The following is a 14667-nucleotide window of genomic DNA, read 5'->3' on the forward strand; positions in this document are numbered from 1 at the left end:
ATGGCGCGCCATCCCGTCATCCGCTCGCTGCCGCTGGCCGTGGCATTGGCTTGGGTCTGCGCCTGCCCTGTGCCGGCGCAGGCCGCGCTGATGGAAAACCTGACCACCAGTTCCATCGCCATGGCGCTGGGCAATGCCGTGACGGCCGATCCGCCCGGCGTGGATGCCATCCACTTCAATCCGGCCGGGCTGGCCCGCATCAAGGAAGACCGCGAATACCATTCCGCGTTTGGCGCGTCGATCCGCACCCACGCCAGTTTCAAGCAGGGTCCGGATTTCGACATCGGCGGCTGGACCGAAGACCCTCTGAATAATACGTCCACCGGGCCGGTGCGCCAGGGCATGTATGTGCCCGGCTACGGCAAGCCGGGCTGGCGCCTGCCTGGCGTGATCATCCCCAACCTGGGCTTCGTCTGGCACAAGGAAGGATCGCCGTTCACGTTCGCCACCGGCACGTACATGGCGCAAGCGATGAGTGTCGACCGCACCAAGGATCCCAACGATCCGGGCCGCTTCGATGGCCGGCAAATCCAGATCCAGCGCCTGGTCTACGCGTCGCCGTCGGTCGGCTACCAGTATTCCGACACGCTGCGCTTCGGCGTCTCGGTGCCGATTGCGCACGCGGCGTTCGTCGTCAATACCGACATGCGCATGCCCAATGAATTGCTGGGCGTGTTCGGCAAGTTGCAGCAAGGCTGGTGTCCCGAAAGCGGCGGCAACATCCTCGATACGTTCGGCTTCGGCCTGTGCGGCGGCGGCAAGGAAGGGATGGTCAGTCCGTTCAAGAAGGCCGCCAACATGCAGCTGCAACTGACGGCGCCGTTCGACCCCACGCTGAACCTGGGCGTGCTGTGGGAACCGAAACCATGGTTCGCCATCGGCGCGGTGTACCAGGGCGGCGCCAAGACGCGCTACTCGGGCACCTATGCGTTTCAGGTCGACCCGATGTTGCGCAATTTCGTCAAAGGCTTGAACAGCGGCCTGCTGGGACCGATCGCCGGCGCGGTGCTGGGCTTCCCGTCGTCGATTCCGGAACTCCAGCATGGCAACATGACGGCCACGATTCCCTTCCCCACCCACGTGCAGGTCGGCATCAAGTTCAAGCCGATCCGCTACGTGCAATTCAACGTCGACGCCAGCTACGCCACCTGGGGCGAATGGGATGCGCTGACGTTTGAATTCGACCAGAGCATCAAGCTGCTGGAAGTGGCGCGCCTGTACGGCATCCCGGATTCGACCAAGCTGAAAATCCCGCGCGGCTACAAGAGCCTGTTGAATTTCGGTTATGGCATCCAGCTGTTCCCGACCGACAAACTGACCTTGCGCTTCGGCCTGGAACCGCGCAAGAGTTCCATCCCGAACGACAAGATCGACCTGATTGCACCGCTACCCGACACCAAACTGTGGGGCCTTGGCGCCAGCTACCGCTTCGCCAGCGGCACGGAAGTCAGCCTGACGGCGTCTTATCTGGCAGGGAAATTCAATACCCCGGCCAACGGCAGCTGCAATATGAACTGCTACAACTTCAACAACATTATTTACAACCCCTACGCCGGTATGGACGTGGCGGGTGACATCAAGGTCCGCTACGTCGGATTCAACTTCAGCAAAAAGTTCTAAGGAGACCACACCATGCACGCATTACGTAACACCCTCATCGTGATGGCCCTGTGCGGGACCGCCTGCGCGGCCACCGCCGCAACCACGCCGGCCACGGCTGGCGCAGCCGCGGCGCCGGCCGCCGTGGCGGGCGCCATTCCGCCCGCCAAACAAGTGCTGATCGATAAGATCCTGACATTGTGGCACATGGAAAGCGTCGGCCTGTCGATGCTGCAAGCGCCGGTCAGCGACGCGGTCGCGCAAGCCAAGGTCGTGCTGCAAGGCCGGGCGACCGATGCCAAGCGCGACGCGGCCATGACGGACATCGTCAATGAAGCCCGCAAATTCATGGAAGAGACCACGCCCACCGTGCGCAACAGCGCGCTGAAGCTGATCCCGGCCAAAGTCGCGCCGCTGCTGGCGGAACGCTTCTCCGAAGACGAACTGAAACAAATGATCGCGATACTGGAATCGCCGGTAAAGCAAAAATTTGAAGCGCTGCTGCCGGAACTGCAGAAAAGCCTGGGTGAAGCGGTGGCCACGGATTCCGGCCCCGTCATCAATCCCAAGCTGCAAGACTTGAAACAGCGCATCGGTATGCGCCTGCGCGCAGCCGTCACGCCATGAGCGGGGGTGATGGCATGACCTACTCATCTGCCTTGCACCTGGTGCGCGGCGTGAAGTCGCGCCTTACCCACTCCGGCGTCGCGGCGGACGCCCTGTTCAAGATGGCCGGCCTCGATGAAGGCGACGGCCTGGCTTGCGACGCACTGACTTTGTCGGACAAGCTGTCGCATTTGTGGGAATTGCTGGTCGACCATTCCGGCGACCCGCTGATCGGCCTGAAGATTTCGACGCCGCACCGCCTCGGCTGGCTGGGCGTCATGGGCCACATCATGCTGGTCTCGCCCACCGTGCAAAGCTCCATCGAACGGTGCCACGGCCACACCCGCGTGGGCCTGGTGCTGCCCGGCGCGCAACGCGACGTGCCGCAGCAACGCTACGATTTCGTCTGGTGCGTGCTATTGCGCAGCCTGCGCTGCGCCGCGGGCCGCGACGATGCGTCACCCGTGCTGGTCGAATATGCGTTCCCCAAACCGGCGAACTCGGACTTTTATGAAGCAACCTTTGGTTGCCCGGTACACTTTGGCCGTCCGCACAACGTGATGGAATTCGCCGATACCGACCTGGTGGCGGCGCTGCCGGACTACCGCAACAATGGGACCGGCGTGCTGGCCGGACTGGCCCATGCGCAGCCGCCATCGGTGGCGGCGCGCGTGCAGGGCATGCTGGCCGCCATGCTGCCGAAAGGCCCACCGCACCGCGAAGACGTGGCCGCGCACCTGATGATGAGCGAGCGCACGTTGCAGCGCCGGCTGGCGGAGGAAGGCACCAGCTTTACCACGCTGGTCGATGAAACCCGCCGCGAGCTGGCGCGCCAGTCGCTGTCCACGGGCGAGTTGTCGCTGAAGATGCTGAGTTTCCAGCTGGGCTTTTCCGAGCCCAGCGCGTTCTATCGGGCGTGCAAACGCTGGTTCGGCATGACGCCGTCCGATATCGTCAACCATGCGCCGTCGCGCAAATCCGCTTAAACAGGGGGATTCAGTATGAGTTGGTTCAAGCAAGACCAGAACAAGGCGCTGCTCGGTCAGCTGCTGGTGAAGCAAAAGCTGATTTCGGAAGAACAGCTGGCGCGAGCCATCGAGCTGCAGCGCACCACGGGCCAGCGCCTCGGTGACATTTTCGCCGAATGGAACCTGGTGACGCAGCAGCACGTTCAGGATGCCCTGCGCAAGCAGCGGCACTTGCGTCTTGCCGCAGCCATCGTGACGGCGCTGGTGGCGCCGCTGGAAACCTATGCGGCCGCCGCCGTGCCGGCCGTTGCCGTCACGGCGCCCGTCGTGCTGCGCAGCGACAGCGGCCAGGCGTCCGGCGACGGCGCACCCGCCGTGGGCGCCGCCGCCATTGCCACGCCGCCGGCGGCCACGCCATTCGCCGGCATGCAGCCGATGTCGGAAGAAGAAATGGGCGCCACGTCGGCGCAGGGCTTGCACGATGAACTGGTACAGCACGTGCAAAAGCAGATGAAGGACAAGGGCGTCGACGTGATCGGCGACATGGCCAAGGTGCTGAACCCGGTGCTGGGCTTCCTGGACTCGGACGTGACGATGAAAAACGTCGTCTACGACCCGACCAAGACCACGGCCACACTGGCCAAGGACGGCACGCTGACGCTGGCGCTGCCAACGTCGATCGGCGAAATCAGCTTCGCCAATATCCGCGTGCGCGGCTCCGAAGGACCGAGCTTTGGCAGCATTTCCATCAAGGGCATCGATTTGACGGGCACCGTGATTTCGCTGGCGTTCCGCAAATAAGCCGTGGCACCGTAGGGCGGTTCGGCGGCACGCCGAGCCGCCGCGCCAGCAAGCCAGTAGCAGCAACCATCACAGTTGCCGCCGGCGCACCATCCGCCCGCTACTACAGCTTCCACCACATCTGCTTCAACCCCAGCACGTGCAACATGCCGATCCCGAAGGACAGGGACGAACTGACCATCCAGAACAGCGAACTGTTTTCCGGAAAGAAGAATATCAGCGAAGGAAACGCCAAGCCCCGGAAGCAGTAAAACGCGGCAATCAGGCACAGGACCAGCCGCGTATACGGCAGCTTGCGGATCACCCCGGCGCCGGCCAGCGCATAGGCCGACCATAACGACAACAGCGCGGCAATGCCCACGGTGATCGCGACCGGAACGAAATTGCCCGCCGCCGCCAGTTGCGCGAAGCGTTCGCCGGCGCCCAGGAAGCGGTACCAGGACGCGCCAAACACGAGGCACAGCAGGTGCAGAAAAGCGACAGTGCCGCTGGCGGCGGCTGCCGCCAGCAGGTAGCGGTTATATTGCATGAAATCTCGACAAGGCAAACAAACCGCACAGCATACCGCAGTTTATTTCGCGGCGCGTACCTTGCCGAATGCATCGCCCGCTTTCCACTGCGGCATCTTCGGTGCATTCGCCACCGCCTGGCCCAGGTTCAGCGTAAAGGCAGCCTGCTGCGTCATGCCGCCCAGGTCCCAGCTGGGGTCATATTCGTCGCTGACCTGGTGGTAGCGCTTCGAATACGCATCGTTTTTCGCCTTGGCGGCCGCCTGGTCGCCCAGGTAATCGCGCCCCCGCTCGATGGAAAACGCCGGCACGCCGACTTTCGCGAAGCTGAAATGGTCGCTGCGGAAGTAGCCGCCCGCCAGGTCCGGCTTGGCGTCTGCAATGCGCATGTTCATGGCTTTCGCCGTCGCCTGCGCCATGCCGCCCAGTTCCGTGCGTTCGCTGCCCGCCGTGCCGATGTCGCGCGTGACGCCGGCAAAATTCAGGCTGTCCAGATTCAGGTTGGCGGCGGTTTTATCCAGCGGCCACAGTGGCGCACTGGCATAGGCCGCGCTGCCCAACAATCCCTGCTCTTCCGCCGCCACCCACAGGAACATCTGGCTGCGCTTCGCTGGACGGCGCACGGCTTCCTGCGCCATGGCCAGCAGCGCGGCGCTGCCGGACGCGTTATCGACGGCGCCGTTGAAAATCGTGTCGGCGCCCGCATTGGCTCCCGTCGCCTGCATGCCCAGGTGGTCCCAGTGCGCGCTGTAAATCACCACTTCCTGTTTCAGTTTCGGGTCCGTGCCCGGCACGATACCGGCCACATTGAACTGGTCCACCTTGCGCACGGCTGCCTTCATGTCGCCGCCCACTTTGGCCTGCAGCGCCACCGGCTGGAAATCCTTGCGCTCGGCCTGCGCGCGCAGCGCGTCGAGGTCCTGGCCGCCCGCCTTGAACAGCGTGCGCGCCATGTCTTCCGTCACCCAGCCTTGCAAGGCCGTTCCAAGTTCTCCCTGTGCCAGCTGGAAGCGTTCCACGCCATCCCAGCTGTTCTGGATCACGCTCCAGCCATACGATGCCGACGGCGTGGTATGGATCAGCAGCACGCCCACGGCGCCCCGGCGCGCCGCTTCCTCGAATTTATAGGTCCAGCGGCCGTAATACGTCAGCGATTTGCCGCCGAAGCGGTTCGGCTGTTCGGCAGTCGGCTGCGGATCGTTGACCAGCATGACCAGCACCTTGCCCCTGACGTCCATGCCCTTATAGTCGTCCCAGCCCTCTTCCGACGCCGTGACGCCGTAGCCGACGAACACCAGCGGCGCGTCGATGCTGTGCGCCGCCTGCGCATCGCCGGGAGCCCACACCCAGTCCTTGCCGAATGCCGCCGGCAATGGCGCGCCATTCGCTTCCAGGCGCAGCGTGCTGTCCTGCGGCAGCGATTTCACGCCCGCGATGTGCACGGCCTGGCGGAAGCTGTTGCCGGCTACCGGCTTCAGGCCCGCCGCCAGCGCCTGGTTTTCCAGGTAGGCGACAGTCAGGTCGCCGCCACGCTGGCCCGTACCACGGCCTTCCAGCAAATCGCTGGACAGGAACGCCAGGTGTGCGCGCAGCGGCGCCTCCTGCACGGTGAACAGTTTGGCCGTGGCGGCGGCGCCGGCCGCCTGTGCCGGGAATGCGAACGCCAGGCTGGTGGCCAGGATGGTCGCGGCAAGGGTGGTGAACTTTTTCTGCATGGTGTCTCGTGGAGGTCTGATGGAATCGGTGCGGCAGGGGATCGCCCGGCGCCGCCGGCGGGAATTGTATGCGAAGAATGCCGGGCGGCCGTTGCGCGCTGCAACATGAGCCATGTTGACGATGGCCGCCCGCCTCGGGGATACTTCCGCAATGAAGTCCGTCCGCCCATCCCGCAGCGCCCCTTACATCGGCCGCTTCGCCCCCTCCCCCACCGGTCCGCTGCACCTCGGTTCCCTGGTGGCAGCCATGGCCAGCTACCTGGATGCCCGGGCGCACCACGGCACGTGGCTGGTGCGGGTGGAAGACCTGGACCGCGACCGCAATGTGGCGGGTGTCGACCAGCACATCCTGGCGTCGCTGCAGCGCTGCGGCATGCTGTGGGATGGCGACGTGACGTGGCAGACGCGGCGCACGCATTTATACGAGGCGGCGCTGGAACAGTTGCTGGCCAACGGCGCCGCATACCCGTGCTCGTGCTCGCGCAAGGAAATCGCGGACTCGCAATTGCGGCTGGGGCAAAGCGGCGCCGGCCTGGTATACCCGGGCACCTGCCGCGCGGGCCTCGCGCCCGGCAAGACGGCGCGCGCCATGCGCTTGCGCGTGCCCGACGCCCCCGATGACGTGTACTGCTTCGACGACCGATGGGTTGGCGTCAACTGCCAGCACCTGGCTGCCGACGTGGGCGACTTCGTGATCCGCCGCGCCGACGGTTTCTGGGCATACCAGCTGGCCGTCGTCGTCGACGATGCGCAGCAGGGCATCACCGACGTGGTGCGCGGCGCCGACCTGCTCGATTCCACGCCGCGCCAGTTATTCCTGCAAGACGTGCTGGGGTTGCCCCATCCCGAATACCTGCACGTGCCGGTGGTGGCGAATCCGGATGGGGAAAAGCTGTCGAAGCAGACGGGCGCGCAGGCGTTCGATACGGGAGGCGATGCGGAGGCGCTGGTGGCCTCGGCGCTGATCCCCGCCGCGCGTTTCCTGGGGCTGGACGTGCGGGCAGGGAGTATCGAAGGATTCTGGCAGGCCGCCATCCCCGCCTGGGCCGCGCTGCTGAACCCGTAGGGCGGTTTCCGCGCAGCGGAAGCCGCCATGCCAGCGTCTCGGGAATGCATGGAAGCCGGCGGCCTACATCGCCTCGTACCGCGCCACCACCCGCCGGTAATCATTACTCTCGGCCAGCCGCGCCGCGGCATATCCCCGCGTGGTCTCCAGCAAGCGATAGCGGCGCGCATCCGTGTCGCTGATCGTGGCCAGCATCGACTTGCGTAGCAACCCTTCGAACGCATCGAGCGTATCCGGCCAGGCTGCCAGGTTGTCCGCGCCCAGGTGCAGCGCTTCATCCAGGGAAAACCCGCGCCGCAGCAGCGACAGCCGTTGCAGCAATTGCCGCTCCTGTTCGCCCAGCAGCGCATAACTCCAGTCCAGCGCCGCTTCCATGGTGCGGTGCCGGCCGCTCTGGCCGCCCTGCCAGTGCAAGCCATCGCCAAGGCGGCGCGCCAGCGCCCGCACGCCCAGCACGCCGGCATTGGCCGCCGCCAGTTCCAGCGCCAGCGGAATGCCGTCGAGACGGCGGCAAATGCCGGCGATATCGGCCGCTTCATCGTCTGTCGGTACGCGCCCCATGCGGTCGGCAAACAGCCGAACAGCGGGCCAGCCCATGGCTTGCTCGGCGCAGGAAACAGCATCCGGCGGCACGGCCAGCGGCGGCACTTGCACCACTGATTCCCCCGGCAATCCCAGCGGTTCGCGGCTGGTGGCCAGCAGGCGCATGCCCTGCGCACGCTCCAGCAGCACATCGGCCATATCGGCCACGTCATCGAGCACCCGCTCGCAGCTGTCGAGCACCAGCAACATGTGGTGGCTACGCAATGCTTCCACAATGTCATCCATGGTTCTTTGGGCCGGCCGCTCCATGACCAGCGCCGCCGCCAGCGTGGCGGCCAGCTTGCCGCCGTCGGCCAGCGGCGCCAGGTCGACGTAGACCACGCCTTGCCGCCATTGCTTGTGCATGTGTTCCGCCACAGCCAGCGCCACCGTGGTCTTGCCGATGCCGCCCGTTCCCGTCACGGTCACGATACGGCGCAGCGCCAGTTCACCCGCCAACGCTGCCACCACGGTTTCCCGCCCATGGACACGCGTGGCGCGCGGCGGCGCGCCATCGGCTTGAGGCAACCACACCATGCTGGTTGCAGCGGGTTTGTGCGAGGGAGGCATACAGACATTATGCACCCATGCACTACCAACGGTCACACTATGCAACGACGCGGAACCCCGCCACCGCCTGCTCCAGCGCTTCGGCCTGTTCCAGCGTGGCTTGCGCGGCGGCTGCCGCCTGCTCCACCATGGCGGCGTTTTGCTGCGTCATCCCATCCATTTGGGTGATCGCTTCATGCACACCCGCAATACCTTGCTGCTGGCGCGCCCCTTCGCGCGCCATTTCCGTCATCAGGCCGGCCGCCCCGTCCACCGCATCCACCACGGCAACCATCGTGGCGCCGGCCGACGCCACCAGTTGCGCCCCCGTCGCCACGTCGGCCGCCGCCGTACCGATCAGGCGCTTGATGTCCAGCGCCGCTTGCGATGAGCGCTGCGCCAGCGCACGTACTTCCTGCGCGACCACGGCAAAGCCCCGTCCCCGCTCACCCGCGCGGGCCGCTTCCACGGCGGCATTGAGCGCCAGGATGCCGGTCTGGAATGCAATGCCGTCGATCACGCCGGTGATGTCGGCCACCCGCGCCGCGCTGGCCCTGATCGCATCCATCCGCTGTACCACCTGCCCCACCACGTCGCCGCTGCGCCGCGCCAGGGCGGACATTGCCTGCACCAGCCGGTCCGCTTCCTGCGCATGGGCGGCGTTGCGTTGCGCGGCATCCGCCAGTTGCCGCATGGCCGACGCCGTGTCGTCCAGCGCGGCCGCCTGGCCGGACGTGCGCAGCGCCAGGTCCGCATTGCCTGCCGCAATTTCACTGGTGGCCACGCGCATAGTTTCAGCCGACGTGCGCACCTGCGTCACGGTATCGGCCAGGGCCGCACTCATCGTCCCGATGGCTTGCTGCAATTGACCCAGTTCGTCCCGGCCATGCACTGGTACTGGTAATCCCAGCTGGCCCTCGGCGATGCGCTGCGTCACCTGCGCCGCCTGCCCCAGCGGGCCCACGATGCCGCGCCGCGCCAGTTCCAGCAACAGCAGCGCAACGCCTGTCATGATCACCGCATAAGCCACCACGCCCGATACCACCTTGCCCCAGACGCTGACCCACACGGCGCGGGCATCCTTTTCCGCCTGCACCTGCGACGCAACGTAATTGCGCAGCAACGCCACGCGGCCGGACGATTCCTGCGCGGCGGCGAGCTGCGCCAGCAGCGCCTGCGCCTTGACCTGGGACTGCGGCGGCATTGCCATTAATTTATCGAGCGCGTCGCCGTAACGCTGCGCGGCTTGCCGCGCGCCGTCCGGCCGGTGCATCCGCTCCAGCTCCGCCGCCACCATGATGTCGGCCAGGTCCGCGCGCGTAAAGGCATCATCGGCCGCCACGCGGAAATCCCGCCGCACCACGTTGCCATAACCCGTCACCATCATCAGCACCGCCAGCAACACCAGGATCAGCATGGCAAAGCTGGCGCCCAGCCGGTAACCCACAAGGATATTACGCACGTTCATACCGCCTCCGCCACGGTAAACCGGCGCGCCGCCGCCAGCAGCGCATCGGACTGTTCATGCATGCTGGCAGCTGCCGCCGCAGCCTGCTCCACCAGCGCCGCGTTGCGCTGCGTGGTGTCGTCCATCTGTTCCACCGCGCCATTGACGGTGGCGATGCGCCGGCTCTGTTCCTGGTTTTCTTCCGCGATATCCTGCATCAATGCGCTGATGCGCGCCACTTCAGCGGCCACATCGCGCATGGCGTCGCCGGCCTGGCTCACCAGTTGCACGCCGGCGTCAGTCTCCTGTTCGGACGCGTCGACCAGTTCGCGGATTTCCCGCGCGGCGGCTGCCGCGCGCTGCGCCAGCGACCGGACTTCACCCGCCACCACGGCAAAACCGCGCCCCTCCTCGCCCGCGCGGGCCGCTTCCACGGCGGCGTTCAACGCCAGTAAATTGGTCTGGAATGCGATCGTATCGATGACGCTGGTCACATCGGCCACTGCGCGCGAACCGTCCCGGATCGCCTGCATCGCCTCCACCGCGCGCAGCACGTCCGCGCTGCCCTGTTGCACGGCGCCCGCCGCCTTGCGCACCATGGCATGGGCCGATTGCGCGTGCCGCGCATTGCGCCCCACGGCTTCCGTCAATTCCGCCAGGGTGGCCGCCGTCTGTGCCAGCGAACCGGCCTGGCTTTCCGTCCGGCCCGACAAATCCGCATTGGCCGCCGCCAGCTCACGGGCGGACGATGCGATCGAGCCGGCAGATCCCGTCACGCTGGACACCATGCCCGTCAGCGCGCCATCCATGGCCCGCATGGCGCGCATCACGTCGCCGATTTCATCCTTGCCGCCGGCGGCAACTTGCCGTCCCAACTGGCCGCCGGCAATGCCGTGCGCCACCCGCTGCAACCTGGCCAGTGGCGTGGTGATACTGCGCGTCACCATGCGGCTGAAGGCGGCAATCCCCAGCGCCAGCAACGCCAGCACGCCATACAGGACTTTCTGGCGGCTGCGCGTATCGGATTCGCTTTTTTCCAGCACATCGCTGCGCGCGGCCGCTTCCGCGCGAATCAGCGACGACAACGCCGCCAGTTGCGCCGGCGTGGCGGAACCCGTTTGCAGCAGGCTGTCACGCTCGGCGCGCAATTGCGCCAGCTTTGCCTCGTGCAAGTCCAGCGCATCAAAGGTCTTGCCGCGCGCCGCCAGCATCGAACCCATGCCGCCTGCGGACAGCACAATGAGGAAGAAGACGATACCGCCATAGCCGATCGCCAACCGGCCCCGGATTTTCAAATCGAGCAGACGCATGGTGACTCCTCAAAAGTCAGGCTGCTTCAGGCACCCTGCCGGCCTGCCTGACACGGGCAGGCAACAACAGGCACGCCAGCGCGGGGATCATGACAATGGCGCCCACCATATTCCACAGGAACATGAACACCAGCAGCAAGCCCATGTCGGCCTGGAACTTGATGTCGGACCACAGCCACGTCAACACGCCCAGCGCCAGGGTGACACCGGTCAGCGCCACGGCAACGCCCGTCGTCTTCAGGGTTTCGAAGTACGCCTCCTTCAGCGGCAAGCCTTCGTCGAGGAAGTGCTGCAGGCGGTTGTAGATATAAATGCCGTAATCGACGCCGATGCCGATGCCCAGTGCAATCACCGGCAGGGTTGCCACCTTCACGCCCAAGCCCAGCTTGGCCATGATGGCTTCGCACAGCGCCGACGTGATGTACAGCGGCAGCATGATGCACAAGGTCACGCGCCAGCAACGGAATTCCCAGAACACCAGCGCCGCCACGATCGCATACACGAGGAACAGCATGGTGATTTCCGCCTGCTTGATGACGATGTTGGTGGCCGCTTCGATGCCCGAGTTGCCGGCCGCCAGGATGAACTGCACGGTTTCCGTGTTGTTGGCCTGCGCAAAGGCTTCCGCCGATTTCACCACGCGGGTCAGCGTGTCGGCCTTGTGGTCGGCCAGGAACACCAGCACGGGCGTCATCGAGCAATCGTTGTTATAGAACTCGGACGGCACGGTACGCTGCGCGGAATTGGTCACGAAGCGGTTGCGCGACAGCGCCTGCCAGCGCAAGTCGCCGCCATTGACGTTGGCGATCACTTTCTTCATCACGGTAAACAGCGATTGCGTCGATTCCACGCCCTGCACGTTTTCCATCTCCCACTGGAAGCGGTCGACGGCTTCCGCCACCGGATAGCTGCCGCATTCGCCGGCCGGGGTTTTCACCATGACGACAAACACGTCCGGGCTGGTCGAGTAATGCGACGCGATGAATGCGTTGTCGCGGTTGTAGCGCGAATCCGCGCGCAACTCCGGCGCGCCCGGATCGAGGTCGCCGATTTTCAGGTCGCGGCTCATCACATAGGCCGTGCCGTAAATCGCCAGCGCCGCCAGCACCGCGAATTTCGCGAATTTCGGTTCCGCGAAGCGCGCGATGAAACGCATCACCGTGTGCTTGCTCTTCGCTTTCTTCGCCTGGTGGCGCAGGCACGCATCGGACACACCCACGTACGACATCAGCACCGGCAACAGGAACATCTTGGTGGCGACAATCACGGCCACGCCCACGCTGGCGGAAATCGCCAGTTCCTGGATCACGCCGATCTTAATCACCAGCAAGGTCGAAAAGCCCACGGCATCACACAGCAGCGCGATGGTGCCGGGAATGAACAGCTGGCGGAACGTCAGGCGCGCCGTTTCCATGTTGGTCGCGCCACTCAGCTTGGCCGACGCCATGGTGTTGATGTTCTGGACCGCGTGCGATACGCCAATCGCAAAAGTCAGGAATGGCACCAGGATCGAATACGGATCGAGGCCAAAGCCCAGCATGCGCACCACGCCCAGTTGCCACACGACGGCCAGGCCGCAGCACACCACCGTCACGGCAGTGGAACGCCAGCAGCGCGAGTACCACAGCAGCACCACCACCGTCAGCACGATGGTAATGGCGAAGAACAGCGCAATGGCTTTTGCGCCATGAATCAGGTCGCCCACCACCTTGGCAAAACCCACCATGTGGATCTTCACGCCCTGGCTCTCGTATTTATTGCGCACCAGGCTTTCCAGCCGTTCGGAGAACAGGCCGTAGTCGAGCTTCTGTCCCGATTCCGGATCCGTTTCCAGCAGCGGCACGTGCACGATGGTGGACTTGCCGTCGGCCGCCACCAGCGAACCGATACGGCCCGAGCGCTGCACATTGGTGCGCACTTCCGCGATCTTGTCCGGCGAGCCGTCGAAGCCTTGCGGAATGATCTGACCCGCGTTCATGCCGCCTTCCGTGACTTCCATCCACAGCACATTCGGCGTCCACAGCGACTTCAGGTTGCCGCGGTCCACGCCCGGAATGTAAAACACTTCATCCGTGATTTTCTTCAGCGTGTCCAGATATTCTTTGCTGTAGATATCGCCGTTCTGCGCTTCCACCGCGATACGGATGTTGTTGCCCAGCGGGCGCAATTCGTTTTCGTACTTGAAGTAATTCGCAATGTACGGGTGGTACGCCGGCACCATCTTGGCAAAGCTGGCATCCGGCTTCAGTTGCGACGCCTGCCAGCCCATCAGGATGGAGGCGGCGATGAAGAACAGCAGCACGGCCAGCCGGTGCTTGAACAGCCTGGGTTCCAGGAAGCGCTCGACCGCGCCGAATTTCTGGTGTTCGTGGTGAGTGTTTTTCATTATTGTCCTCCGGTGCTTACCATGCGCACGCCGCCGGCGCCGGCCAGCGCGGCCTTGCCGCCGTCCAGCAGCGCCATCCCCGCGACGGGTTCGCCGCCCTGCGTTTGCGCGATGGCGAATGTCTTGCCCTGGTCCGTGCTGCGCAACAGGCGTCCGTCCTGCGCGGCCAGCAGCAGGCTGCCGTCCGGCAGCGCCGCACCGCCGATCAGGCTGCGCTGCACCACGCGCGGCAATGGCTGCCACGTGGCGCCGTTGTCCGTGCTGCGGAAAGCGTTGCCGCCGAAGCCGTAGGCAACCAGCGCATCGCCTGCCGCCAGCACGCCGTACAGGTGGCCCTTGTAACCGGTGTCCGATACTTTCCACGTCGCGCCGCCATCGGCCGAGCGGTAGACTTTGCCGCCCTCGCCCGCCAGCATCAGCGCATTGGCGGGACCTGCGGCAATCGCGTTGTAATGCAGGCTGTCCGTATTGCCCGTGCGGGTGGCCAGCGATTCCCACGTATTGCCGCCGTCAACGGTGCGGAACAATTGCCCGTAAGCGCCGGCCACAAAGCCTTCCTGCTCATTGCGGAACCACACGGCCAGCAGGGGGCGCGACGGGCCGAACTTCGCGGCCGCCTCGATATCGCCCAGGGCGTTTTCCGCCGCGCTCAGCGCATCGGCCGCAGGGCCGGACGTCGCGTTGCCGGCCGCGGCGCGCGCCGCTTCGGCCGCGCGCCGCGCGCCTTCCAGCATCAGTTTGTTGGCTTGCATGCCGTCGAAGCGGCGTTTCCACGTGGCGCCGCCATCGTCGGTGCTGAGGACCGCGCCATCGTGGCCCACGGCCCAGCCTTTGGCCGGTGTGACGAATTGCAGCGCCGTCAGCATCACGGACACGGGTACCTTGGCCTGTGTCCAGTTGTTGCCATTGTCATCCGAGTACACGGCAATGCCGCGCTCCCCCACTGCCACCAGCCGCTTGCCCGCCAGCGCCACGCCGGTCAGCAGCGACTTCTGTGCGCGCGCCGAGATGCGCGCGGGGGTGTCCAGCGGCTCGGCGGCCTGCGCGCACAGCGCGGCGATGGCCAGTCCGAGCGCTGCCGCCCAATATGTTGTCTTATTCATGTTCATTTCCTGATAAAGCTCGCCCC

The 14667-nt window shown here is 65.4% G+C and carries 12 protein-coding genes; 5 read left to right on the plus strand and 7 right to left on the minus strand.

Annotated elements, in window-relative coordinates; translation table 11 throughout:
* Genes GJ700_RS27605 through GJ700_RS27620 form a run of 4 tightly spaced genes read left to right on the plus strand, consistent with a single transcriptional unit; the run spans position 1 to position 3974 of the window.
* A complete protein-coding gene (locus GJ700_RS27605; protein ID WP_154380094.1) occupies positions 1 to 1620 on the plus strand; it encodes an OmpP1/FadL family transporter in 1620 nt (539 codons plus the stop codon).
* Positions 1621 to 1632: 12 nt separating this feature from the next.
* Positions 1633 to 2226 (plus strand): DUF2059 domain-containing protein, encoded by a 594-nt coding sequence (locus GJ700_RS27610; protein ID WP_229507287.1) that lies wholly within the window; start codon positions 1633 to 1635, stop codon positions 2224 to 2226.
* Between the two features lie 14 nt (positions 2227 to 2240).
* Positions 2241 to 3191, plus strand: coding sequence for an AraC family transcriptional regulator (locus GJ700_RS27615; RefSeq protein WP_154380096.1), 951 nt, complete (start codon positions 2241 to 2243; stop codon positions 3189 to 3191).
* 15 nt (positions 3192 to 3206) lie between these two features.
* Positions 3207 to 3974 (plus strand): cyclic di-GMP-binding domain-containing protein, MshE-related, encoded by a 768-nt coding sequence (locus GJ700_RS27620; RefSeq protein ID WP_154380098.1) that lies wholly within the window; start codon positions 3207 to 3209, stop codon positions 3972 to 3974.
* A gap of 103 nt (positions 3975 to 4077) precedes the next feature.
* On the opposite strand, the gene GJ700_RS27625 is transcribed toward GJ700_RS27620, so the two are convergent.
* A complete protein-coding gene (locus GJ700_RS27625) occupies positions 4078 to 4503 on the minus strand; it encodes a hypothetical protein (RefSeq protein WP_154380100.1) in 426 nt (141 codons plus the stop codon).
* A 42-nt stretch (positions 4504 to 4545) separates the two neighbouring features.
* A complete protein-coding gene (locus tag GJ700_RS27630; protein ID WP_154380102.1) occupies positions 4546 to 6198 on the minus strand; it encodes a M28 family peptidase in 1653 nt (550 codons plus the stop codon).
* 151 nt (positions 6199 to 6349) lie between these two features.
* Here GJ700_RS27630 and gluQRS point away from each other — a divergent pair, with 151 nt between their 5' ends.
* Complete coding sequence (gene gluQRS / locus GJ700_RS27635; protein WP_154380104.1) at positions 6350 to 7264, plus strand: tRNA glutamyl-Q(34) synthetase GluQRS; 915 nt, start codon at positions 6350 to 6352, stop codon at positions 7262 to 7264.
* A 63-nt stretch (positions 7265 to 7327) separates the two neighbouring features.
* Here gluQRS and GJ700_RS27640 read toward each other — a convergent pair whose 3' ends face one another.
* The 5 genes from GJ700_RS27640 to GJ700_RS27660 form a co-directional block, all read right to left on the minus strand.
* On the minus strand, positions 7328 to 8383 hold the full coding sequence (locus GJ700_RS27640) for an ATP-binding protein (RefSeq protein WP_195764030.1): 1056 nt from the start codon (positions 8381 to 8383) through the stop codon (positions 7328 to 7330).
* A gap of 70 nt (positions 8384 to 8453) precedes the next feature.
* A complete protein-coding gene (locus GJ700_RS27645) occupies positions 8454 to 9863 on the minus strand; it encodes a methyl-accepting chemotaxis protein (RefSeq protein WP_154380108.1) in 1410 nt (469 codons plus the stop codon).
* Positions 9860 to 11152, minus strand: a complete 1293-nt coding sequence (locus GJ700_RS27650) for a methyl-accepting chemotaxis protein (protein ID WP_154380110.1) — start codon at positions 11150 to 11152, stop codon at positions 9860 to 9862. Before GJ700_RS27650 ends, GJ700_RS27645 begins: the two co-directional genes overlap by 4 nt.
* 16 nt (positions 11153 to 11168) lie before the next feature.
* Positions 11169 to 13538 carry an efflux RND transporter permease subunit gene (locus GJ700_RS27655; RefSeq protein WP_154380112.1) on the minus strand — a complete coding sequence of 790 codons (2370 nt, stop codon included), beginning with the start codon at positions 13536 to 13538 and terminating at the stop codon, positions 11169 to 11171.
* Entirely contained in the window at positions 13538 to 14641 is a 1104-nt protein-coding gene (locus tag GJ700_RS27660) for a WD40/YVTN/BNR-like repeat-containing protein (RefSeq protein ID WP_154380113.1), read from the minus strand. The genes GJ700_RS27655 and GJ700_RS27660 overlap by 1 nt, the downstream gene beginning before the upstream one ends.
* Positions 14642 to 14667: the final 26 nt, after the last annotated feature.

Origin of the sequence: Pseudoduganella rivuli (genome assembly GCF_009674485.1) — a bacterium.
Taxonomy (GTDB): Bacteria; Pseudomonadota; Gammaproteobacteria; order Burkholderiales; family Burkholderiaceae_D; genus Rugamonas; species Rugamonas rivuli_B.

Bases quoted from the DNA above. Each gene is read 5' to 3' on its own strand.
- GJ700_RS27605 (WP_154380094.1), top strand. From the start codon at position 1: ATGGCGCGCCATCCCGTCATCCGCTCGCTGCCGCTGGCCGTGGCATTG.
- GJ700_RS27610 (WP_229507287.1), top strand. From the start codon at position 1,633: ATGCACGCATTACGTAACACCCTCATCGTGATGGCCCTGTGCGGGACC.
- GJ700_RS27615 (WP_154380096.1), top strand. From the start codon at position 2,241: ATGACCTACTCATCTGCCTTGCACCTGGTGCGCGGCGTGAAGTCGCGC.
- GJ700_RS27620 (WP_154380098.1), top strand. From the start codon at position 3,207: ATGAGTTGGTTCAAGCAAGACCAGAACAAGGCGCTGCTCGGTCAGCTG.
- GJ700_RS27625 (WP_154380100.1), bottom strand. From the start codon at position 4,503: ATGCAATATAACCGCTACCTGCTGGCGGCAGCCGCCGCCAGCGGCACT.
- GJ700_RS27630 (WP_154380102.1), bottom strand. From the start codon at position 6,198: ATGCAGAAAAAGTTCACCACCCTTGCCGCGACCATCCTGGCCACCAGC.
- gluQRS (WP_154380104.1), top strand. From the start codon at position 6,350: ATGAAGTCCGTCCGCCCATCCCGCAGCGCCCCTTACATCGGCCGCTTC.
- GJ700_RS27640 (WP_195764030.1), bottom strand. From the start codon at position 8,383: ATGGTGTGGTTGCCTCAAGCCGATGGCGCGCCGCCGCGCGCCACGCGT.
- GJ700_RS27645 (WP_154380108.1), bottom strand. From the start codon at position 9,863: ATGAACGTGCGTAATATCCTTGTGGGTTACCGGCTGGGCGCCAGCTTT.
- GJ700_RS27650 (WP_154380110.1), bottom strand. From the start codon at position 11,152: ATGCGTCTGCTCGATTTGAAAATCCGGGGCCGGTTGGCGATCGGCTAT.
- GJ700_RS27655 (WP_154380112.1), bottom strand. From the start codon at position 13,538: ATGAAAAACACTCACCACGAACACCAGAAATTCGGCGCGGTCGAGCGC.
- GJ700_RS27660 (WP_154380113.1), bottom strand. From the start codon at position 14,641: ATGAATAAGACAACATATTGGGCGGCAGCGCTCGGACTGGCCATCGCC.